The organism is Amycolatopsis anabasis, assembly GCF_009765355.1.
Taxonomy (GTDB): domain Bacteria; phylum Actinomycetota; class Actinomycetes; order Mycobacteriales; family Pseudonocardiaceae; genus Amycolatopsis; species Amycolatopsis anabasis.
Genome location: NZ_VTHK01000013.1, coordinates 165,743 through 185,159, shown reverse-complemented (window position 1 = coordinate 185,159; position 19,417 = coordinate 165,743). Strand labels below are relative to the sequence as shown.

Sequence of the window (19,417 nt, the reverse complement as noted above, 5' to 3'; positions counted from 1 at the left end):
TGGCGTCGGCACCTGATCGGGTGAGTAGCTACTCGCGAGTTTGATTACAGGTGTTCACCGAGCCTAGACTTCGGCGTGTCCCCTCTCAACTGCTGTACACCGATCCCCTTGCTAACGCGTGTACATCAGTACATCTCGCCGGTTCGGGGGAGGTTCATCGATGCACGCAGGCACCGTGCAGACCGTGGAAGAAGGCCTGTGCTGCGGTAGTTGCGGTCAGCCGCTGGGGTACTGGGCGACCGACAAGCTGACCGGGCTGCTCGATCGCTGGGGCTGGGACGAGCAGGCGTCGAAGGTCTTCGCGCATCTGGGCCACCGGCCGACGACGCTGATCATGCTCGATCTGGACCGATTCAAGGGCGTGAACGACACCCATGGCCACCTGGTCGGCGACGCGGTGCTGCGCGAGGTCGCCGCGGCGCTGAAGGGCGCGGTGCGCGACGGTGACGTGGTCGGCCGGTTCGGCGGCCACGGGGGAGACGAGTTCCTGGTGCTGCTGCCCGCCACCGGACGCCGCGGCGGGCTGCTGGTCGCGGATCGGGTCCGCGAGCGCATCCGGTCGGCAGTGGTCAGCGCGCTCTCGGTCGACGGGCAGACCGCGGTGATCACCGGGCTCACCGCGTCGATCGGCCTCGCGGTGCGGGCGCCGGGGGCGGGTGGTGACCTGATAGATCTGATCCGGGACGCGGATTCGGCGTTGCTGCGGGCGAAACGCGCGGGCGGTGACCGGATCGCGGGCGGCGACCGCTGACTCAGGCTTCCGCGGCGGTCCCCTTCGCGTACGCCTCGACGAGCTGGTGTTCCGCGTCGTCGAGGTAGGTGGCGAGCAGCTTCTCCGCGCCGGGGCCGTCGCCCACGTCGAGCCGTTCGGCGATCTCCTGGTTGCGCACCAGGTATCGCTCGTGGAAGCGCCGGGGATCGGCCATCACGTGGAACACCAGCCGTAGCTCGGCGAAGATCCCGCGCATCAACTCGTCCACGCGCGGGCTGCCGCTCAGCGCCGCCAACGCCTGGTGGAAGTGGATGTTCGCGGTGCCGAGGTCCTGCCACCGCTGCCGCCGCCGGGCCTGCGCCCCGTCTTCGACGGCCTGCGCCACCCGGCCGAATCCGGCCGGGCGCTCGGTGACCGCGCGCACCGCCGAGCATTCGACGATCTTGCGCACCCGGTAGAGGTCCACCACGTCTTCGATGGCGAGCATCCGGACGAACACGCCCCGGTTGAGCTCGTGGACGAGCAGGCGCTCGTGCGTGAGCAGCCGGAACGCCTCGCGCAGCGTGTTGCGCGAAACCCCCAGGGCATTGCCGATGTCGTGCTCGGACAGGCGTACCCCCGGCAGGAAGAACCCCTCGGTGATGCGCGTGCGCAGCACGTCCGCGACTCGTTCCGCGGTGCTCGTGCGGCCGAGCAGCCCGCGATCGACTTCCAGACCGGCCTGACCCTCGTCCGAGGTGATCACGCCGACGATCCTACTCGCACCTTGAAGAACGATACAAACAGACTCTTGTGGGATTGTTGAACAATCCTCTACGGTGTGGCCTATGCCACGATGAGCCAGCACCTCTTCTGAGGTCTGATGAGCGCAAGTGAGGTTCACATGAGCGCAACATCGACATCTCCGGCCACCGCGGACGACGCCCGCCCGTTCGCCTGGTTCCGCACCCTCGGGGCCCGTGGCCGCCGGGCCTTCATCGGCGCGTTCGGCGGTTACGGCCTGGACTCCTACGACTTCCAGGTGCTCCCGCTGGGAGTGGGCGCGATCATCGCCTACTTCCACATCTCGACCGGCGAGGCCGGGTTGCTGACCACGGTCACGCTGGTGGTGTCCGCCATCGGCGGCGCGGTCGCCGGGATCCTCGCCGACCGCATCGGCCGGGTCCGGACGCTGCAGCTCACCGTGGCCACCTACACCGTGTTCACCGTGCTCTGCGGGTTCGCCCCGAACTTCGAGACCCTGCTGGTCTTCCGGGCGTTGCAGGGGCTGGGTTTCGGCGGCGAATGGGCGGCGGGCGCGATCCTCGTCGCGGAGTACTCCAGTGCCCGCTACCGCGGCCGGACCGTCGCCTTCGTGCAGAGCGCGTGGGCGGTCGGCTGGGGGCTCTCGGTGATCGTCTACACGGTGGTCTTCAACGTGGCGAGCCCGGATCTCGCCTGGCGGATCCTGTTCTGGACCGGCGTGATCCCGGCCCTGCTGGTGCTCTGGGTCCGGCGCTACGTCACCGACGCCGACACCGCGACCGAGCGCCGGGAACGCAGCCACGACCGCGGTTCGTTCTTCGCGATCTTCCGCCGCGACCTGCTGGCGACCACGTTCTTCGCGTCGCTGCTCGCGACCGGCGTGCAGGGCGGCTACTACACGCTCGCCACCTGGCTGCCGAAGTTCCTCAAGGACACCCGCGGGCTGAGCGTCGTCGGCACCGGCGGTTACCTGGCTTTCCTGATCACCGGGGCGTTCGTCGGGTACGTGAGCGGCGGCTACCTCACCGATCTGCTGGGGCGCAAGAAGACCTTCATCCTGTTCTCCGTGCTCTCCGCCGGGCTGATCGTGGCCTACACGGGGATTCCGCACGGCGCCAACGGGCTCGTCCTGGTGCTCGGGTTCCCGCTCGGGTTCTCCATGTCGGCGATCTTCAGCGGATTCGGTTCGTTCCTCGCCGAGCTGTACCCGACCGCCGTGCGCGGCACGGGCCAGGGCTTCACCTACAACTTCGGCCGCGCGGTGGGGGCGGTGTTCCCCACGGTGGTCGGCCTGCTCGGCGCGGGCGGGGCCATGGTGTTCGGCGCCGCCGGGTACGGCATCGCGGTCTTGGCCCTGTTCGGACTGCCCGAGACTCGCGGGCGCGAACTTGCTTGAGGGGAGATGCAGATGACTACCTTTGAAAATCCGTCAACCGTCACGCCGTCGCAGGCTCGCGCGCTGTTCCGCGCGGGCACCGTGAACCCGACCGCGGGCTGGGCCGCCGGGTTCACCCAGACCAACCTGATCGCCGTGCCCTGGGAATGGGCCGGTGACGTGCGGGCGTTCTGCGAGCGCAATCCCAAGCCCTGCCCGGTGCTGGACGTCAGCGCGCCCGGTGACCCGTCGACGAAACTCGCGCCCGGCGCGGATCTGCGCACGGATCTGCCCCGCTACCGGATCTGGCGGGACGGCGAGCTGGCCGCCGAGGTCAGCGACGCCGCCGAATACTGGCGCCCGGACCTGGTCGCCTTCTCGATCGGCTGCAGCTTCACCTTCGAGACCGGGCTCGCCGCCGAGGGAATCCCGCTGCGGCACGTCGAACAGGGCCGCAACGTCTCGATGTACGTGACCAACAAGCAGTGCGTCCCGGCGGGCCGGTTGCACGGGCCGCTCGTCGTGTCGATGCGGTACATCCCCGCCGGGCTGGTCGACCACGCGGTGCGGATCAGCGGCGCGATGCCGGCCGTGCACGGCGCCCCGGTGCACTTCGGCAATCCGAAGGCGCTGGGCATCGCGGATCTCGGCCGCCCCGATTTCGGTGACGCGGTCGAGCCCGAACCCGGTGACGTGCCGGTGTTCTGGGCGTGCGGGGTCACCCCGCAGGCGGCGCTGATGGCCTCGCGGCCGCCGTTCGCGATCACGCACGCGCCCGGCCACATGTTCGTCTCGGACAAACGCGACGCCGAGTACCGGGTGATCCGGTGATGCGCGTGCGGCGCTACGGCTCCCGTGCGGCGCTGGTCGATCTGGACCGGCCGGAGCAGGTGCTGGGCCTGCACGCGGCGCTGGCGGAACGGCCGCCCGCGGGGGCCGTCGAACTGGTCCCGGCCGCGCGCACCCTGCTGGTGCGGTTCGACCGGCGGCAGACCAGTTTCGAACGGCTCACCGGTGAGCTGATGCGGCACTCGATCGCGGCCGCACCGGAGCGGGCGCGGCCCGTGGTCGAGGTGCCGGTGCGCTACGACGGCGAAGACCTCGCCGACGTGGCCGCCGCGACCGGTCTGTCCACAAGCGACATCGCCGAACGGCACGCGGGCCGCGAATACACGGTGGCCTTCTGCGGGTTCGCCCCCGGATTCGCCTACCTCACCGGCCTCGACCCGGTGCTGCACCTGCCCCGCCGCGCGACCCCGCGGGTGCGCGTCCCGGCCGGCGCGGTCGCCGTCGCCGGGGAGTACACCGCGGTCTACCCGCACGCCTCGCCCGGCGGCTGGCAGCTGATCGGCCACACCGAGCTGGCCGTCTGGGACGTCGACCGGGACCCGCCGCACCTGCTCGGCCCGGGGACGCGGGTCCGGTTCGTCCCGAGATGACCGGCAAGCTCGAAGTGCTCCGCCCCGGCCCGTTCGCCACGATCCAGGATCTCGGCCGTCCCGGGCTCGCCGCCCTCGGCGTCGGGCGGTCCGGGGCGGCCGATCGGGGCAGCCTGCGCCTGGCGAACCGGCTGGTCGGCAACCCGGAGGACAACGCCGTCGTGGAGGCGACGCTGGGCGGGCTCGCCGTCCGGTTCACCGGGCACGCCGTGGTCGCGGTCACCGGCGCCGCCTGCGCGATCCGGGTGGCCGGGCGCGCGGGGTGGCCGGACGCGCCGATTCCCGTGCGCCCGGGCGACGAGGTCGAACTCGCCGCGCCGGAGCGGGGTTTGCGCAGCTATCTCGCGGTGCGCGGCGGGATCGACGTCCCGCCGGTGCTCCGGGCCCGCGCCACCGACACGCTGGCGAACCTCGGCCCGCCCGCGTTGTCCCCCGGTACGACCCTGCCCATCGGCGACCGCACACGCGCGTATCCGGGCGTCGACCTCGCGCCGCGACCGTCCATTCCGGACGAACCGGTCCTGCGCGTGACCCCGGGCCCGCGGCGGGACTGGTTCACCGGCGACGCCCTCGCCACCCTGGTGTCCGCACCGCACGAGGTCACCGCGGAGAGCAACCGGGTCGGCATCCGGCTCGACGGCCCGCGGCTGCGGCGGCGGCGCACGGGCGAGCTGCCGCCCGAGGCGTGCGTGCCCGGCGCGTTGCAGGTGCCGCCCGCCGGTCAGCCGATCCTGTTCCTCGCCGACCATCCGGTCACCGGCGGATACCCGGTGGTGGCGGTGGTCGAGGAGGACGATCTCGATCTGGCGGCGCAGGTCCGCCCGGGTCAGCGCGTCCGGTTCGCGGTGTGAGTTCACCGGCGCGTCGCCTGGCGGATCGCGCTCGTCCACCTTCGCTGGTGAGACTGCGCGCATGAAGCGGATGCGGACGGCCATGGCCGGTGCGGTGGTGCTTTCCCTGCTGGCGGGCGGAATCGCGGACGCGCGGAAGGACGAACCCGCGCGGGTGTTCCCGACCGAACTCCCGCCGCTGGCCACGGTCGGCGGGGTGCGGATCACCGGCGGGGGCTACGGTTCCGCGCTCGCCCCGGTGCCCGGATCCCGGGACGAGTTCTACGGGCTCACCGACCGCGGCCCGAACGTCGACGGGCCGGAGCCGGACCAGAAGGTGGAGCCGTTGCCCGGGTTCACCCCGTCGATCGGGCGGTTCCGGCTCACCGGCGGGAAGGCCGTGCTCCAGCGCACGATCCCGCTGCGCGCCGCGGACGGGACGCCGTACTCCGGGCGGCTGAACAGCCAGGCCACGACCGGCGAGCACATCGTCGACCTCGACGGCCACGCCTTGGCGCCGGATCCGAACGGGTACGACCCCGAGGGCCTGGTCGCCCTGCGCGACGGCACGTTCTGGGTTTCCGACGAATACGGCCCGTTCATCACGCGTTTCGGCGCCGACGGCCGGGCGATCGAGCGGCTCTCGCCGTTCGACGGATCGCTTCCGGCGGAACTGAAGAACCGGGCGCCGAACAAGGGCATGGAGGGCCTCACCGTCACGCCGGACGGGAACACCCTGGTCGGCATCATGCAGTCGGCGTTGAAACAGCCGGATCTGGACAAGAAACCCGGTCACGTGGCCCCGATCCGGATCGTCACCTACGACCTGCGCACCCGCGCGACCCGGGAGTTCGTGTACCTGCTGGACGATCCGAAGGACAACGACACGGCGGTCAGCGAGATCACCGCGCTGTCCGCGACGACCTTCCTGGTCGACGAACGAGACGGCGACCCGCAACCGGGCGCCTACAAGAAACTCTTCAAGATCAACCTCGCGGGTGCGACCGACGTCGGCCCGGGGTCGAAGCTGCCCGGCTACGACGCGGGCAAGGGCGGCCTGCTCGTCGGCGAGGACGACGAGACGATCGAGGCGTACGCGGGCGCGCACGACACCGCGACCGCCCGGGACGATCTCGCCGAGGCCGGGATCACGCCGGTGCGCAAGGAGCTCTCGCTCGACCTCGGTGGCCTGCTGACGAAACTCGACGCGCGGGGCCGGATCTTCGGGCACGACAAGATCGAGGGGGTGGCCACCCCGGACGGCGGCCGGACCCTGGTGATCAGCAACGACAGCGACTTCGGCATCGACGGGGTCACCACCGGCGCGCCGCCGTTCGGCCTGCGCGCCAAAACGCGACCGGACGGCCGCCAGGACGACGGCGAGTTCCTGGTGATCGACACCGCGAAGCTCCGCCCAGGTTCGCACTTTGTCGGCTAAGTGCGGTCAGCGGGTGAGCACGTATCCGTCGCCGGGGCGGTGGTCGCGGGAGCGGCGGAGGTCGGCGGCCACCAGTGCCCGCTGGAGCCAGCGGTCCCGGCCGTCGTAGCGCGGGTGGAACGCGCTGCGGCCGAGCACGGTCACCCGGTTGTCCACAATGGCCAGATCGCCGGGGTTGAGGCGGACCGTGCGCGTGGTGGTGTCGAAGGCGTGGGCCAGCGCGACGAGCGCGGCCTTGCCCCGTGCGGTGGCCGACGTGGTGGTTTCCAGGTCGACCCGCAGGCCGGGATCGTCGGGCACCCCGCTGAGCACGGCGTGCGTGGCGCCCGCGCCGCCGAACCAGCTCGGCGGTTCGGTCCCGAAATCCGGGGTGAAGAGCGCTTCCTTGGTCTCGTCGTCGAGCAGCGGCAGCGTTTCCCGGGCACACGCGGTGCGCAGCGCGGCGACCCGTTCGTGGTCCGCGCGCAGGCAGAGCAGGAGCACGAAATCGGGCCGGTGCGGGTGGAAGGCGTGCTCGGTGTGGAACGACCGGAGCACCGAACCGCCGTCGTCCTGGGCCTCTTCCCGGCCGGCCACCGGCACCACGTTCCGCACCAGAGCGCCGGAATCGCCGCCGGAGAAGGCGATCGGATCGCCGAGCCCGCACGCGATCAGCAGCAGCCCGGCCGCGGCCACGCTGGCCGAGCGCTGCACCGAATCCCGCAGCGCGGGTGTCGGCGGCAGCGCGGGTTCGCCGATCGGGAGGCCGTGCAGCAGGAGCACCCCGCCGGAGCCCGAATTGCGCCGGAACTGCCGCACCGACCGGCGCAGCGACTCCGGAAGCGATTCCCAGGCGAACCGGGCGCGGGCGACCCAGGCCGGTTCGTCGACCCGGTCGCGGGGGTCCAGGCACAGCGCGCAAGCGATCCGCTCGAACGCGGCCGCCTCGTCCGGCCCCAGCACGACGTCCGGTGCGGCGGGCCGGGCGCTCACCGGCGCGGCCCGCCCCCCGAGCATTCCCCGCCCGGCGAACGGGTGGTGAAACCCCGTCATGCGGCTCCCCTGGCTTCGAAGGTTCGCGGGAGAATTCCCAGAACAGCGGATTGGGTTTTCGGCGAATGCGAAAAAACGCGTTGGTCATCCTCGTGTCGGCGAGAAGATTAGCAAGGCAGGCGCCGGTTGCCCATAAAGCAGTGGGATACCAGCCCCGAATGGGCCGAATATCGCAGCGGTATGGGACGAATGGCCTATCGGGAAACCGTGGGAGTGCGGCGCGGACCGTGCCGGGAAAGTGCGGCCCGGCCAGTTTACCCGCGATTATGAAAGTTTGGCCGTGTCATTTCCGTGATTCAGGCCGGTCGCGCGGGCGATGCGGCGTGTTCACCGGCATGCAGTAGTGGCGCGCGAGCAGCGTGGACGGTGCGTGACGGCCGCCACCTGATCGGCCCCGGGCCGAAATCCCGGGAACAAAGGGACTAATGGCTCCAGTGCGTTGTAAATTCGTCGCATAGCGTGGTAGGTGAGCAACTCGACTTCGGGGGGAGTGGGGAGCGAAACCGATCATGAGGACCGTCCTGGGGGCCGGTGCCATCGCGTTGCACCCGGTGCGTACACCGTTGCAACACCTCACCGCGCTGTTCACCCACCACAACGTCCGGGCGCCGGGCGCCGGGCGCCGGTGCGCGCCGGCTCGCGGAATGCGCGTCGGAACCCTTTCCCGGCACGATCCGCTCGCCGGGTTGTTGCGCCCGGACGAGGAGATCCGCCGGTTGGTCGAACGGGAGGTCTTCCTCCGGGCACTGGGCGCGAACCTCGCCGGAGTGCGGATCGGCGTCACCGGCGGCGTGGTGACGCTCACCGGGTGGCTGCCCTATCGCAGCGACGTGGTCATCGCCGAGGAACTCACCGGCCAGGTCATCGGAACATCGGGAGTTCGCAACCGATTGCGCTACGGCTGGGACGATTTGCGCCCCTGAAAACTCGTCCCCGCGGGGGGAAAATCCCAGGCAAAGGGCCAAAGGTCCCGGCCTGCCGGGACCGGCGACCCCAGCGCGCGGCCGCGTCCGCCCGAAATCCTGGAAAATATGCCTCGCCCCCTCCCCAGCCCGATCGACCAGGCGCTCGCGGCCGCCGTGCGCGCGCCGTCCCCGCACAACACCCAGCCGTGGCTGTTCGAAGTGGACAGTGACCGGATCGGTGTGCTGCTCGACCACCAGCGGGTGCTCGCCGTCGCCGATCCGGACGCGAAACAGGCCCGCCTCGCGTGCGCCGCCGCCGCGTTCAACCTGCGGATCGCCTTGCGGATGAACGGAAAGCTGGCCGTGGTGAACCTGCTGCCGGACACCACCCGGCCCGATCTGCTGGCCGCGGTCCAGCTCGGCGTCGACCAGGGGCCGACGATGGTGGAGCGGAAGCTGGGCAACGCGATCTTCCAGCGGCGGACGAACCGCCGACCGTTCCTGGAGCGGGAGGTGCCGCCGATCGCGCGGACGCCGCTGGTGAACGCGGCGCTCATGGACGACGTGCGGCTGGAGTTCGTGGGCGCGTCGACCCGGTACGACGAGCTCACGTCCCTGGTCCGCCGGGCCGAACAGGTGCAGGAGGCCGATACCCGCTACGCGGGCGAGTTGGAGCGGTTCGACGGTGACGCCCGGTCGTTGCGCGACTATCACCGGACCGAGCACCTGCCGGACCGGCCCGGCGCGCGGCACCCGCTGCTGGCCGCGCTGATCACCCGGGACCGCGGGCCGCGGTACGAACTGCGCGCGGGGCTGGCGATGCAGCGGGTGCTGCTCACCGCGACCTACATCGGGCTGTCCGTGTCGTTCGTGTCCCGGCCGTTCGAGGTGGCGACGACCCGCGCCGGGCTCGACGACCTGTTCCGCCGCGACGGCGAGATCCACGCGCTGCTGCGGATCGGCTACGGCTACCCGTCGCCGATGACCGCGCGGCGCCCGGTCGGCGAGGTCACCCGGAACGGCAACCCCGTGCGTTTCGGCGTCGGCTAGCGCAGCACGATTTCCGCCGCGTCGACCACGACCTCGGCGCCGATCCGCTCCGGGGTGAGCATCCGCTGCAGCAGCAGGCCGTCCTCCAGGGCGTGCACGATGAGCCCGAGGAATTCCGGATCCGCGGGCGGGACCGTGTTCCGGGCGGCGTAGGCGCGTTCGACCCCGGCGGTGTGGGCGGCGCGGGCGAACAGTTCGCGTTCGGCGAGCCGCGGCCGGATCTCCGGGTTGCGCACCGCGTAGAGCAGCAGTTCCAGGCGCAGCGCCAGCCAGCCCTCGAGGTGTTCGGCGCGGGCTTTGTTCCATTCCCGCAGCCCGTCCAGCGATTCGGTGTCCCGCCGCAGCTCGGCGACCTCCTCCAGTTCGCGGGCCGTCCGGCTTTCCAGCAGCGCCACGACCAGTTCGTGCTTGTCCTCGAAGTTCCCGTAGAACGCACCCCGGCTGTACCCGGCGCGCTCGGCGATCTGCTCGACGGACGATCCGTTCACCCCGCGCTCGGCGAACAGCTCAGCGGCCGCCTCGAGCAGGCGTTCCCGGGTCCGCGCCCGGCTTTCCTCGCGGGTGAGGCGTTTCCTGGCCATGGGATGAAGATATCGAACCGTATCGGGATACGGGTCCGTATCTCCGCGCTAGGCGAGCAGCGCCCGCAGGTTGGCCAGCGATTTGCGCAGTTCCCCCTTGACCGCGCGGCCGATCGTCATGGCGATCGGGCCGAACACCGGCTTCCCGGTGACCTCGGCGCGGATCTCGACGATCGACCCGCCGGCCTCGGGCTGGATGGACAGCACGAGGTCCACCTTGACCCCGCCCACCCCGTCACCGGTGATGGCCAGCGCGTGCGGTTCGTCGTAGGACACGATCCGCCAGGAGATCCGGTTGCGGAAACCGCGGACGTTCACCACCGAGGTGAGCGTGGTGCCTTCGGTGAATTCGGCGGGCAGTTGGCCGCGCCAGTCCTCGTGCAGCACCAGCCAGTCGGCGAACCGGGACAGGTCGGCCGCCGTCGCCCACGTTTTCTCCGGCGGGGTCGGCATGCGGCCGGCCGCGGTTACCTTGGCCATGGATCCCTCCTCGCATCCGGACAAGCAATGTACGCGTGGTGCCGCGGATCCGCCGCGTCCAACGCCGATGGCATGCGTTGCCGGAGGAAATGACACGTTGTCCCGCACTGTGAAAGTCGCGTCAACGGCACGTGCTCCGGGCGCGGTTCTTCGGTACCTTCGGTGACCGTGAGAGGTCGACCACGAGCGCAGCGTGCACGCCTGCTCCTGGTCGTCTTCGGTTTACTCGCCGTCTACCTGGCGTTTCACGCGCTGCCCTGCGGCGGCGAGCACGAAGCCCCGGCGCAGGCCGTGCACACCGCCTGCTTGCCGCACCTCCCGGCCGACGGCGGTGCGCCGCACGAATCGCTGCATCCGCAGTGCCTGGCTTTACCCCGCTCGATCGACGAACCGGGCCTGCTGCTCGCGGCCCTGCTGTGCCTGTTCCTGTGCGCCCCGGTGCTCGGCCTGGCCCCGGCCCGGCGGCCGCGACCGGTCCCGCCGGACCGATGTCTCCGGCCGCTTCGCGGCCAGGACGTGCTGACTTCCCTCTGCGTGCTGCGGCGCTGATCGGCGCCGCCGGGCCCCGCGCGCCCGGATTCCCGCGAAACCGATCACCCGCACCCACAGAAATGGGAATTCAGCATGCTTTCACCCGTTCTCGCGCGCCCGGCCACGGCCGGCGCCGTCGGCAACACCCCGGTCCTCTGGATCGACGCCCCGCATTCGGCCGACGGCCGGGGCTTCTGGGCGAAACTCGAAGGGCACAACCCGGGCGGGATGAAGGACCGCCCCGCGCTGCACATGGTCGCCCGCGCCCGCGAGCGCGGCGAGCTCAAGCCCGGCGGGCTGATCGTCGAATCCACCAGCGGCACCCTGGGCCTCGGGCTCGCGCTGGCCGGAATCGTCTACGGCCACCCGGTCGCGCTGGTCACCGATCCGGGAATGGAGCCGATCGTCTACCGGCTGCTGCGCGCCTACGGCGCCCGGGTGGACCTCGTCACCGAACCGCATCCGGTCGGCGGCTGGCAGGAGGCCCGGCGGCAGCGGGTCGCCGAACTGATCGCCGAGAACCCCGGTTCGTTCTGCCCGGACCAGTACCACAACCCGGACAACGTGGCCGCCTACCGGCCGGTGGCGACCGAGCTGATCGCGCAGCTCGGCCGGGTCGACGTGCTGGTGTGCTCGGTCGGCACCGGCGGCCATTCGGCGGGCGTTTCCCGTGCGCTGCGGGAGTTCTTCCCGGACCTGAAGCTGGTCGGGGTGGACACGGTCGGGTCGACGATCTTCGGCCAGCCCGCCCGGCCACGCCTGATGCGCGGCCTGGGTTCCAGCATCTACCCGCGCAACGTCGACTACCCGGCCTTCGACGAGGTGCACTGGGTGAGCCCGGCGGAATCGGTGGCCACCTGCCGCCGCCTGGCCACCTCGCACTACGCGTCCGGCGGCTGGAGCGTCGGCGCGGTCGCGCTCGTCGCCGGGTGGGTGGCCCGCACCAGCCCGGCGCACCTGCGGATCGCGGCGATCTTCCCGGACGGCCCGCAGCGGTACTTCGACACCGTCTACAACGACCAGTACTGCGCCGAGCACGGGCTCCTGGACGTCGAACCGCCCGGCGAACCGGACACGATCGCGCACCCGGGCGAGACCGAGGTCGAACGCTGGACCCGCTGCACCACCGTGTTCGACCCGGCGGGGGTGACCCGGTGAACGTGTTCCGGCAGTTCCGCTCGTTCGACCGCCCGACCCGGCTGCTCGCGGTCAACCAGTTCACCATCAACGTCGGCTTCTACATGCTGATGCCCTACCTCGCCGCGCACCTGTCGGTCGGGCTGGGCCTGGCGGGCTGGCTCGTCGGCTTCATCCTCGGCGTGCGCAACTTCTCCCAGCAGGGCATGTTCTTCCTCGGCGGCGCGCTCGCGGACCGGTTCGGCTACAAACCGATGATCGTGGCCGGGTGCGCCCTGCGCACCCTCGGTTTCGCGACCCTCGGGCTGGTCGATTCGGTGCCCGCGCTGGTGATCGCGTCGGCCGCGACGGGGTTCGCGGGCGCCCTGTTCAACCCGGCCGTGCGCGCCTACGTCGCCCAGGACGCGGGCGAGCGCCGGGTGGAAGCGTTCGCGCTGTTCAACGTCTTCTACCAGTCCGGGATCCTGCTGGGCCCGCTGATCGGGCTCGCCCTGACCGGGGTGGCGTTCCAGCTCACCTGCGTGGTGGCGGCGGTCGTCTTCGCCGCCCTCACCGTGCTGCAGGTGCGCTCGCTCCCGGCCGCCCGCGCGTCGGTCGTGACCGAGCGGACCGGCGGCTGGCGCGCGGTGCTGGCGAACCGCCGCTTCCTGGCGTTCTCGTTCGCCATGATCGGCTCGTACGTGCTTTCGTTCCAGGTCTACCTGGCCCTGCCGCTGGAAACCCGGCGGCTCGCGCCTTCGGAGGCCACGGGCACGATCTTCGTCGGGGCCTTGTTCGCGGTGTCCGGGGTGATCGCGATCGCGGGGCAGCTCCGGATCACCGCGTGGTTCCGGGACCGCTTCTCCCGCGGGCAGTGCCTCACCATCGGGCTGGCGTTCCTCGGGCTTGCGTTCGTCCCGCCGATCGCCACCGCGTCTTCGCCCGCGAGTGCTTTCGCGTTCGTCCCCGTGCTGCTCTCCGCCGCCCTGCTCAGCCTGGGCACGGTGATCGTGTTCCCGTTCGAAATGGACACGATCGTCGCGCTGGCCCGGGAAGAGCGGGTCGCCACGTATTACGGGCTGTACAACACGATCTGCGGGATCGGGATCGCGGTCGGCAACCTGGTGACCGGGGCGGTGCTCGACCTGGCGCGGCAGCACGGCGTGGCCTGGGTGCCGTGGCTCGCGCTGGTGCTGATCGGCGGCGCGTGCGCGTTCGGCGTGCACACGCTCGCCCGCTCCGGCCGCCTGGAACCGCGCCTCGCCCCTTCCCCCGCGTAGTTCCCCCAATGTGGCTTTCGGGACACTCAACGCCCCGAAAGCCGCATTGGGTACATCCAGTGCCCCCAATGCCACATTGGGGGAAGTTCAGCCCGCGGCGGCGGTGAGGCGGGTCGCCAGGGAGCGCAGGGCTTCGGCCAGTTCGGGGTGCTCGCTCGCGTCGAAGGCGAGGTCGAGCGCGCCCAGGTAGACGGCGAGCAGGCGCGGCGAATCGGCGCCCGCGTCCAGCAGGCACCGGTCGTCGCCGAGCGGCTCGAGCAGCCAGGTCGACGGGATCCGCCGCGCGACGACCGTGGCCGGGGCGTGCACGGTCACCCGTGCCCGGTACCGCCACAGCGCGGCGGCCACGCCCCGCGAGACGAACCCGGCGACATCGCCGCCGGGCAGCTCGCGGGGCGTGAACCGGGGCCCGTTCGGGGTTCGCGGCCGGATCCGGTCGACGCGGAAACTGCGCCAGGCGGACCGCTCGATGTCCCACGCCACCAGGTACCAGCGGCGGCCGGTGTACACCAGGCGATGCGGTTCGGCCGTGCGCAGGCCGGTGACGCCGTAGTGGTCGGCGTAGTCGAACCGGAGGAGTTCGGTGTCGCGGCAGGCGGCGGCGATGGTGGTGAGCGCGTTCGCGTCGACCGTCGGCCCGGCGGGCGGCGCCGGGACGGTGTAGCTCTGCAGGGTCGCGACCCGGCGCCGCAACCGGGACGGCAGCACTTGGTCCAGTTTGGACAGTGCGCGCAGGGCGGTCTCCTCGAGCCCGGCGACCGTTCCGGCGGCCGCGGTGCGCAGGGAGAGGGCGACCGCCACGGCCTCCTCGTCGTCGAGGAGCAGCGGCGGCAGCACCGCACCCGCGCCCAGGCGGTAACCCCCGGCCACGCCCGGGGTCGCGTGCACCGGGTAGCCGAGATCGCGCAGCCGCCCCATGTCCCGGCGGACCGTGCGCGGCGCGACTTCGAGGCGTTCGGCCAGATCGGCGGTCGCCCAGTCGCGCCGGGTCTGCAGGAGGGAGAGCAGGCGCAGCAGCCGGGCCGAGGTTTCCAGCATGTTTCCCAGTTTCGCAGTGATCGCGTCCCGAAGCTGGCCGCGATCGGTGAAAACGTGGCCGCATGAACGAGAAAGCACTCACCGGCAAGGCGGCGATCGTGACCGGCGGGTCGCGCGGCATCGGCCGGGCGATCGTACGAAGGCTGACCGCCGAGGGCGCGGACGTCGTGTTCGGGTACCGGGCAGATGCCGTCGCCGCGAAGGCGGTGGCGGCCGAGACCGGCGCGCACGCGGTCCGGGCCGACCTCGGCGAACCGGACGAGGTCGAACGGCTCTTCGCCGAGGCGGACGCGCGCCTCGGGCGGCTGGACATCCTGGTCAACAACGCCGGGATCATCGCGGACGCCCCGATCGGCGAGGTGACCGCGGAGTTGTACGACCGGGTGCTGGCGGTCAACGCGCGCGGCCCCTTCCTCGCCCTCCAGCAGGCCGCGCGCCGGATGGCCGACGGCGGTCGGATCGTCAACATCTCGACGATGACCACGGCGTGGCCCAGCGGCGGGGAGTCGGTGTACGCGGCGAGCAAGGCCGCGCTGGAACAGTTCGGGCGGGTCGCTTCGCGGGAACTCGGCGCGCGGGGCATCACGGTGAACACGGTGTCGCCGGGCCCGACCGACACCGATCTGCTGCGCGGCGGGACGACCGAGGAGGCCCGGCAGGGCGTGGTGTACCTGACCCCGCTGGGGCGGCTCGGGCGGCCGGAGGACGTGGCGGACGTGGTGGCGTTCCTGGCCGGGCCGGACGCCCGGTGGCTCACCGGCCAGAACCTCCGCGCGGATGGTGGCCTGGTCTGACCTGCGCGAACGTGCTCGCCCGACCTGCCGGAACACTCACGACCCTCAGGCTTGGTTCCCTTACAAGAGACGGTGACCGGTCTGGGCGTGCGGGCGCCGCCTGGCTGCCACCCCGATGCTCGTCGCACGTTGTCGGCTAAGAGGGACCGCAACGAGGCCGTGCTCGTTGGGGTGCCCCGGGGGTACCTGCCGAAATGGGGAACTCGGCCTACCGAAACGAGGGACTCGCACGTCCGAAACGGGGGACACGCGCCAGCGGGTTCCCCGCCCGCGGCGAGTCCCTCGTCCTGGCCGCGTGTGTTCCCCGTTCCGGTACCCGGAGGACACCAATGCGGCTTTCGGGGCGTTGCAGGTACCGAACGCCGCATTGGGTACCTCCGAACACCACCACCCGCGCGGTGTCGCACTTTGCCGGTCTGAACACTCACGACCCGGTGCGGGCCCTGCCGCAGCAGACTTCGTCGTCGCAGGGGTCGCCGGCCTCGCTGCCGTAGACCGCGAGGTCCCGGAGGGGCGCCAGGGCCTCTTGCGCGAGGTGGGGCTCCAGCGGCGGAACCGACGGATCGAGCGGTCGCCCCCAGGCCGGCGGGAGGCCGGTGGTGTCGAAACGCACCTCGGGACCGTTGACGAACAGGGTCCACAGCGGATGATCGGGAAAGCCGTTGAGCCGCAGGACCCACCACTGGCCGTCGACCACGGCGGCGGCCGGGAAGCACGCGGCGCCGGTCCTTCGCCACTCGGGCCGGGCCCGGAGCACACGATCCAGCATGCCCCCCAGTGTCCTCGCGACCACCACCGGCCGCTAAGCGGAATGAACACTCAGGATCGCCGGGTACCGTGGAGGCATGGGCAAGAAGTTGAGGTGGCTCGTCCCGGCGGCGCTCGCCGGGGCGGCGGCGTGGGTGGTGCGGGACATCCCGGCGGCGATGGGGGCCAAACCCGATCCCGCGCTGCTCGCGCGCTCGCCGCAGTTCCGCGACGGCCGGTTCCGCAACACCGCGCCCCGCCGCGACCAGGAGCCGGGCGTCCTGCGCGACGCCGCGCGGGAGATGCTCTTCGGCGACAAGGTGCCGCGCCGCCCCGCCGGTCCGATCCCGCTGGTGTCCACACGGGACGGTGACCCGGCGGACGGGCTGCACATCACCTGGTACGGCCACTCCTCGACGCTGGTCGAACTGGACGGCGCCCGGGTGCTGCTCGATCCGGTGTGGGGCGAGCGGGTGTCCCCATCCCGGCTCGTCGGCCCGCGCCGCCTGCACGCCCCGCCGGTCCCGCTCGACCGGCTGCCGCGACTGGACGCGATCGTCATCTCGCACGACCACTACGACCACCTCGACCTGCCCTCGGTGCGCATCCTGCTGCGCACCCAGACCGCGCCGTTCGTGGTGCCGCTGGGCGTCGGCGCCCACCTGCGGCGGTGGCGGGTGCCGGAATCCCGGATCATCGAACTCGACTGGACCGAGAGCGCCGAACTCGGCGAGCTGAAGCTGACCGCCACCGCCGCCCAGCACTTCTCCGGCCGCGGTTTCGCCGGCGACGGAACGCTGTGGGCCTCCTGGGTGGTCGCCGGTCCGCGGCACCGGGTCTTCTACACCGGCGACTCCGGCTACTTCCCCGGGTACGCCGAGATCGGCCGCGAGCACGGGCCGTTCGACGCCTCGCTCATCCAGATCGGCGCCTACGCCCCGGGCTGGCCGGACATCCACATGACCCCGGAGGAGGGCGTCGCCACCCATCTCGACGTCCGCGGCGGGCTGCTGATCCCGGTGCACTGGGCGACTTTCACCCTGTCCATGCATCCGTGGAGCGAACCGGCCGACCGGGTGTGGCGCGAGGCGAAGGCGCACGACGTCCCGCTCGCCGTGCCCCGTCCGGGCCAGCGCGTCGACGTCGGCGCCCCGCCCCCGGTCGACGGCTGGTGGCAGACCCTCGCCTAGGGTCTGCCGGTATGGGCTGGTCGGATCGTTTTCTGGGGTCGATGCTGGCCGGGGCCGTCGGGGACGCGCTGGGCGAGGGCATCGAGTTCGAATCGCTGGCGAAGATCCGCGCTCGGCACGGCGCCCGGGGCTTGCGCGGGTATGACGATCCGCGCCAGGGCCGGATCACCGACGACACCCAGATGACCCTGTTCACCCTGGAAGGCCTGATCCGCGCGCACGCCGCGGCCCGGCGCGGGGCGCCGGTCGCGGTGGAATCCGCGCTGCAGCACGCCTACCAGCGGTGGCTGCACACCCAGGGCATTCCGTGGGAACGCGCGGCCGGGCGGTTCGCGGACGTGGCCCCGGCGCCGGACGGCTGGCTGATCGGTGAGCGCGACCTGTTCCACCAGCGCGCCCCGGGGATGACCTGCCTGTCCGCGCTGCGCGCGTTCGGCGGCGGCGGGGCGCCCGGTTCGTTCACGCACGCGCTCAACGACTCGAAGGGCTGCGGCGGGGTCATGCGCGCCGCGCCCGCCGCGCTCTGGTCCGCCGATCCGCACGAGGTGTTCCGAGTCGGCGCGCTCAGCGCGGCCCTGACGCACAGCCACCCGAGCGGTTACCTGTCCGCGGGCGCGTTCGCGGTGATCGTGCGCGCGCTGCTCGACGGAACCGACCTCCCGGCCGCGATCTCCTTGGCGTGCCGGGAACTCCGGCGCTGGAACGGGCACGAGGAGCAACTGCGCGCGCTGGACAAGGCGGTCGCGCTCGCCGCGCGGGGGCGGCCCGAACCGGAAGAACTCGAGGCCGTACTCGGCGGCGGCTGGGTCGGCGAGGAAGCCCTGGCCCTCGCGGTGTGCGCCGCCTTGGCCGCCGACGACCTGGCCGACGGCCTGCTGTTCGCGGTCAACCACTCCGGCGACAGCGATTCCACCGGGGCGATCTGCGGCAACCTGCTGGGCGCGGTGCACGGCCCCGGGGCGATTCCCGGCGACTGGCTGGCCACCCTGGAACTGCGCGAAACCGTCGAACGCCTCACCCGCGACGCGCTCGCCGAATTCGGGCCCGAGCCGCCGCGGGACTGGGCGGCCCGGTACCCGAGTTCCTAGCGTTTCGCGGTGACGGCCCGGCTGCCCAGCCAGAGCACGTAACCGGCCAGCCCGGCGGCGCCGAGTTTGCGGGTCCGCTTGCTGGTCAGCGCAAGCCCCAGCGCCACCTCGGTGGCCCCGTTGCGGTAGACCCACGACTGGGTGTCGGTCGGGAACGCGACCTTGGACATCGGCTCGAACAGCGCGGGCGCCGCGAAATGGGCGGCGCCGGTACCGGCGAGCAGCAGGCCGAACAGACGTGCTCGTTGTGCCATCAGGGTTTTCCTTCCTCGGGGAACCAGGGACCTCGTTACGGCTTCCGCGCGCTGACGAACTGGGCGGCCCCGCTGATCCGCTGCCGGACCTCGGTCAGCCCGTGCCGGGTGAACACCCCGGTGATCTCGGTGCGGGCGAACATCTTCTGCCCGGTGAGCCGGGCGACCAGCAGTTCCGCCTGCCGCACGCCCGGCCATTCGGTGAGGTAACTGGTGAGCACCGCGATCCGCCCGCCGGGGGCGAGCACCCGGACCAGTTCGTCGAGGACCCGGAACGGTTCGGGCACCAGGTACAGCGCCGCGAAGCAGCTCACCGCGTCGAACGTCTTGTCCGGGAACGGCAGTTCCCGCGCGTCCGCGCGGACGTAGGCCACCCGCTCCCCGGTGTTGTCCCGCACCGCCCGCGCGAGCATCGGCGGCGACACGTCCAGTCCGACCGCCACCCCGTCGTCGCCGAGCGTCTCGCCGAAGTGCCGGGTGAAGTTCCCCGGTCCGCAGCACACGTCGAGCACGGTCCGCGCGCGGTCGAGCTCCAGCGATTCGCGGGCGAGCTTGCGCTCGTCGGTCATGCTCGGCCCGTTCGGCCCCAGCAGCACCCGGGAGAACGCCGGGCGCCACCAGCGCTCGTAGACCGAGGCGACCAGCGGGCTGTGCATCGCGTTCTGCGCGCCGGTCCGCGGGCGCTGGGCGTCCGGAGGCAGCAGGTCGAGGTAGCCCGCGGAATCGTCGCCCGGCCCGGGAACGCGGTCGGGATCCAGCAACTCGCGGACCCGGTCTACTGCTGCCATCCGAC

The 19,417-nt window shown here is 71.9% G+C and carries 22 protein-coding genes; 14 read left to right on the top strand and 8 right to left on the bottom strand.

Annotation, left to right across the window (positions count from 1 at the left end; translation table 11 throughout):
* The first annotated feature begins 160 nt into the window (after positions 1-160).
* The gene (locus FXO23_RS19400) at positions 161-751 is read left to right on the top strand and encodes a GGDEF domain-containing protein (protein WP_158886752.1); all 591 of its coding nucleotides are present in this window, start codon (positions 161-163) and stop codon (positions 749-751) included.
* A 1-nt stretch (position 752) separates the two neighbouring features.
* On the opposite strand, the gene FXO23_RS19395 is transcribed toward FXO23_RS19400, so the two are convergent.
* Positions 753-1,457, bottom strand: coding sequence for a GntR family transcriptional regulator (locus tag FXO23_RS19395; protein WP_246257543.1), 705 nt, complete (start codon positions 1,455-1,457; stop codon positions 753-755).
* A gap of 138 nt (positions 1,458-1,595) precedes the next feature.
* On the opposite strand from FXO23_RS19395, the gene FXO23_RS19390 reads away from it, so the two are divergent.
* From FXO23_RS19390 to FXO23_RS19370, 5 genes are all read left to right on the top strand, one after another.
* On the top strand, positions 1,596-2,852 hold the full coding sequence (locus FXO23_RS19390) for an MFS transporter (RefSeq protein ID WP_158886751.1): 1,257 nt from the start codon (positions 1,596-1,598) through the stop codon (positions 2,850-2,852).
* A gap of 12 nt (positions 2,853-2,864) precedes the next feature.
* Positions 2,865-3,662 carry a putative hydro-lyase gene (locus FXO23_RS19385; RefSeq protein ID WP_158886750.1) on the top strand — a complete coding sequence of 266 codons (798 nt, stop codon included), beginning with the start codon at positions 2,865-2,867 and terminating at the stop codon, positions 3,660-3,662.
* The gene (pxpB, locus tag FXO23_RS19380) at positions 3,662-4,270 is read left to right on the top strand and encodes a 5-oxoprolinase subunit PxpB (protein ID WP_158886749.1); all 609 of its coding nucleotides are present in this window, start codon (positions 3,662-3,664) and stop codon (positions 4,268-4,270) included. Before FXO23_RS19385 ends, pxpB begins: the two co-directional genes overlap by 1 nt.
* A complete protein-coding gene (locus FXO23_RS19375; protein ID WP_158886748.1) occupies positions 4,267-5,121 on the top strand; it encodes a 5-oxoprolinase subunit C family protein in 855 nt (284 codons plus the stop codon). Before pxpB ends, FXO23_RS19375 begins: the two co-directional genes overlap by 4 nt.
* Positions 5,122-5,182: 61 nt before the next feature.
* Complete coding sequence (locus tag FXO23_RS19370) at positions 5,183-6,538, top strand: esterase-like activity of phytase family protein (protein WP_158886747.1); 1,356 nt, start codon at positions 5,183-5,185, stop codon at positions 6,536-6,538.
* 6 nt (positions 6,539-6,544) lie between these two features.
* On the opposite strand, the gene FXO23_RS19365 is transcribed toward FXO23_RS19370, so the two are convergent.
* Entirely contained in the window at positions 6,545-7,570 is a 1,026-nt protein-coding gene (locus FXO23_RS19365; RefSeq protein WP_246257542.1) for a Fe(II)-2OG oxygenase family protein, read from the bottom strand.
* Between the two features lie 509 nt (positions 7,571-8,079).
* Between FXO23_RS19365 and FXO23_RS19360 the strand changes: the two genes are divergently transcribed.
* Together FXO23_RS19360 and FXO23_RS19355 are read left to right on the top strand one after the other, a co-directional pair.
* A complete protein-coding gene (locus FXO23_RS19360) occupies positions 8,080-8,493 on the top strand; it encodes a BON domain-containing protein (protein ID WP_158886746.1) in 414 nt (137 codons plus the stop codon).
* A 108-nt stretch (positions 8,494-8,601) separates the two neighbouring features.
* The gene (locus tag FXO23_RS19355) at positions 8,602-9,525 is read left to right on the top strand and encodes a nitroreductase family protein (protein ID WP_158886745.1); all 924 of its coding nucleotides are present in this window, start codon (positions 8,602-8,604) and stop codon (positions 9,523-9,525) included.
* Here the strand turns inward: FXO23_RS19355 and FXO23_RS19350 are convergent.
* Positions 9,522-10,106: a TetR/AcrR family transcriptional regulator gene (locus FXO23_RS19350; protein WP_158886744.1), complete on the bottom strand. Its 585-nt coding sequence runs from the start codon at positions 10,104-10,106 to the stop codon at positions 9,522-9,524. The genes FXO23_RS19355 and FXO23_RS19350 overlap by 4 nt on opposite strands.
* Before the next feature lie 48 nt (positions 10,107-10,154).
* On the bottom strand, positions 10,155-10,586 hold the full coding sequence (locus FXO23_RS19345) for a type II toxin-antitoxin system Rv0910 family toxin (RefSeq protein ID WP_158886743.1): 432 nt from the start codon (positions 10,584-10,586) through the stop codon (positions 10,155-10,157).
* Between the two features lie 168 nt (positions 10,587-10,754).
* Here FXO23_RS19345 and FXO23_RS19340 point away from each other — a divergent pair, with 168 nt between their 5' ends.
* The 3 genes from FXO23_RS19340 to FXO23_RS19330 all read left to right on the top strand — a co-directional run bounded on the left by FXO23_RS19340 (position 10,755) and on the right by FXO23_RS19330 (position 13,513).
* On the top strand, positions 10,755-11,135 hold the full coding sequence (locus FXO23_RS19340) for a hypothetical protein (RefSeq protein WP_158886742.1): 381 nt from the start codon (positions 10,755-10,757) through the stop codon (positions 11,133-11,135).
* A 75-nt stretch (positions 11,136-11,210) separates the two neighbouring features.
* Complete coding sequence (locus FXO23_RS19335; RefSeq protein ID WP_158886741.1) at positions 11,211-12,275, top strand: PLP-dependent cysteine synthase family protein; 1,065 nt, start codon at positions 11,211-11,213, stop codon at positions 12,273-12,275.
* A complete protein-coding gene (locus FXO23_RS19330) occupies positions 12,272-13,513 on the top strand; it encodes an MFS transporter (RefSeq protein ID WP_158886740.1) in 1,242 nt (413 codons plus the stop codon). Before FXO23_RS19335 ends, FXO23_RS19330 begins: the two co-directional genes overlap by 4 nt.
* 87 nt (positions 13,514-13,600) lie before the next feature.
* Here the strand turns inward: FXO23_RS19330 and FXO23_RS19325 are convergent, their stop codons facing one another.
* Positions 13,601-14,551 (bottom strand): helix-turn-helix transcriptional regulator, encoded by a 951-nt coding sequence (locus FXO23_RS19325; protein WP_158886739.1) that lies wholly within the window; start codon positions 14,549-14,551, stop codon positions 13,601-13,603.
* Between the two features lie 62 nt (positions 14,552-14,613).
* Between FXO23_RS19325 and FXO23_RS19320 the strand changes: the two genes are divergently transcribed.
* Positions 14,614-15,345: an SDR family oxidoreductase gene (locus FXO23_RS19320; RefSeq protein ID WP_158886738.1), complete on the top strand. Its 732-nt coding sequence runs from the start codon at positions 14,614-14,616 to the stop codon at positions 15,343-15,345.
* A gap of 424 nt (positions 15,346-15,769) precedes the next feature.
* On the opposite strand, the gene FXO23_RS19315 is transcribed toward FXO23_RS19320, so the two are convergent.
* On the bottom strand, positions 15,770-16,114 hold the full coding sequence (locus tag FXO23_RS19315) for a hypothetical protein (protein WP_158886737.1): 345 nt from the start codon (positions 16,112-16,114) through the stop codon (positions 15,770-15,772).
* 76 nt (positions 16,115-16,190) lie between these two features.
* Here FXO23_RS19315 and FXO23_RS19310 point away from each other — a divergent pair, with 76 nt between their 5' ends.
* Both FXO23_RS19310 and FXO23_RS19305 read left to right on the top strand, forming a co-directional pair.
* On the top strand, positions 16,191-17,282 hold the full coding sequence (locus FXO23_RS19310) for an MBL fold metallo-hydrolase (protein WP_158886736.1): 1,092 nt from the start codon (positions 16,191-16,193) through the stop codon (positions 17,280-17,282).
* Positions 17,283-17,293: 11 nt separating this feature from the next.
* Positions 17,294-18,370 (top strand): ADP-ribosylglycohydrolase family protein, encoded by a 1,077-nt coding sequence (locus tag FXO23_RS19305; protein WP_158886735.1) that lies wholly within the window; start codon positions 17,294-17,296, stop codon positions 18,368-18,370.
* On the opposite strand, the gene FXO23_RS19300 is transcribed toward FXO23_RS19305, so the two are convergent.
* Both FXO23_RS19300 and FXO23_RS19295 read right to left on the bottom strand, forming a co-directional pair.
* Positions 18,367-18,624, bottom strand: coding sequence for a DoxX family protein (locus tag FXO23_RS19300; protein ID WP_158886734.1), 258 nt, complete (start codon positions 18,622-18,624; stop codon positions 18,367-18,369). The two genes, FXO23_RS19305 and FXO23_RS19300, sit on opposite strands and share 4 nt — an antisense overlap.
* A gap of 35 nt (positions 18,625-18,659) precedes the next feature.
* Complete coding sequence (locus FXO23_RS19295) at positions 18,660-19,412, bottom strand: class I SAM-dependent methyltransferase (protein ID WP_158886733.1); 753 nt, start codon at positions 19,410-19,412, stop codon at positions 18,660-18,662.
* Between the last annotated feature and the right edge of the window lie 5 nt (positions 19,413-19,417).

Bases quoted from the DNA above. Each gene is read 5' to 3' on its own strand.
- FXO23_RS19315 (WP_158886737.1), bottom strand. From the start codon at position 16,114: ATGCTGGATCGTGTGCTCCGGGCCCGGCCCGAGTGGCGAAGGACCGGC.
- FXO23_RS19385 (WP_158886750.1), top strand. From the start codon at position 2,865: ATGACTACCTTTGAAAATCCGTCAACCGTCACGCCGTCGCAGGCTCGC.
- FXO23_RS19310 (WP_158886736.1), top strand. From the start codon at position 16,191: ATGGGCAAGAAGTTGAGGTGGCTCGTCCCGGCGGCGCTCGCCGGGGCG.
- FXO23_RS19350 (WP_158886744.1), bottom strand. From the start codon at position 10,106: ATGGCCAGGAAACGCCTCACCCGCGAGGAAAGCCGGGCGCGGACCCGG.
- FXO23_RS19345 (WP_158886743.1), bottom strand. From the start codon at position 10,586: ATGGCCAAGGTAACCGCGGCCGGCCGCATGCCGACCCCGCCGGAGAAA.
- FXO23_RS19390 (WP_158886751.1), top strand. From the start codon at position 1,596: ATGAGCGCAACATCGACATCTCCGGCCACCGCGGACGACGCCCGCCCG.
- FXO23_RS19300 (WP_158886734.1), bottom strand. From the start codon at position 18,624: ATGGCACAACGAGCACGTCTGTTCGGCCTGCTGCTCGCCGGTACCGGC.
- FXO23_RS19370 (WP_158886747.1), top strand. From the start codon at position 5,183: ATGAAGCGGATGCGGACGGCCATGGCCGGTGCGGTGGTGCTTTCCCTG.
- FXO23_RS19355 (WP_158886745.1), top strand. From the start codon at position 8,602: ATGCCTCGCCCCCTCCCCAGCCCGATCGACCAGGCGCTCGCGGCCGCC.
- FXO23_RS19360 (WP_158886746.1), top strand. From the start codon at position 8,080: ATGAGGACCGTCCTGGGGGCCGGTGCCATCGCGTTGCACCCGGTGCGT.
- FXO23_RS19320 (WP_158886738.1), top strand. From the start codon at position 14,614: ATGAACGAGAAAGCACTCACCGGCAAGGCGGCGATCGTGACCGGCGGG.
- FXO23_RS19295 (WP_158886733.1), bottom strand. From the start codon at position 19,412: ATGGCAGCAGTAGACCGGGTCCGCGAGTTGCTGGATCCCGACCGCGTT.
- FXO23_RS19335 (WP_158886741.1), top strand. From the start codon at position 11,211: ATGCTTTCACCCGTTCTCGCGCGCCCGGCCACGGCCGGCGCCGTCGGC.
- FXO23_RS19375 (WP_158886748.1), top strand. From the start codon at position 4,267: ATGACCGGCAAGCTCGAAGTGCTCCGCCCCGGCCCGTTCGCCACGATC.
- FXO23_RS19325 (WP_158886739.1), bottom strand. From the start codon at position 14,551: ATGCTGGAAACCTCGGCCCGGCTGCTGCGCCTGCTCTCCCTCCTGCAG.
- FXO23_RS19365 (WP_246257542.1), bottom strand. From the start codon at position 7,570: ATGACGGGGTTTCACCACCCGTTCGCCGGGCGGGGAATGCTCGGGGGG.
- FXO23_RS19305 (WP_158886735.1), top strand. From the start codon at position 17,294: ATGGGCTGGTCGGATCGTTTTCTGGGGTCGATGCTGGCCGGGGCCGTC.
- pxpB (WP_158886749.1), top strand. From the start codon at position 3,662: ATGCGCGTGCGGCGCTACGGCTCCCGTGCGGCGCTGGTCGATCTGGAC.
- FXO23_RS19400 (WP_158886752.1), top strand. From the start codon at position 161: ATGCACGCAGGCACCGTGCAGACCGTGGAAGAAGGCCTGTGCTGCGGT.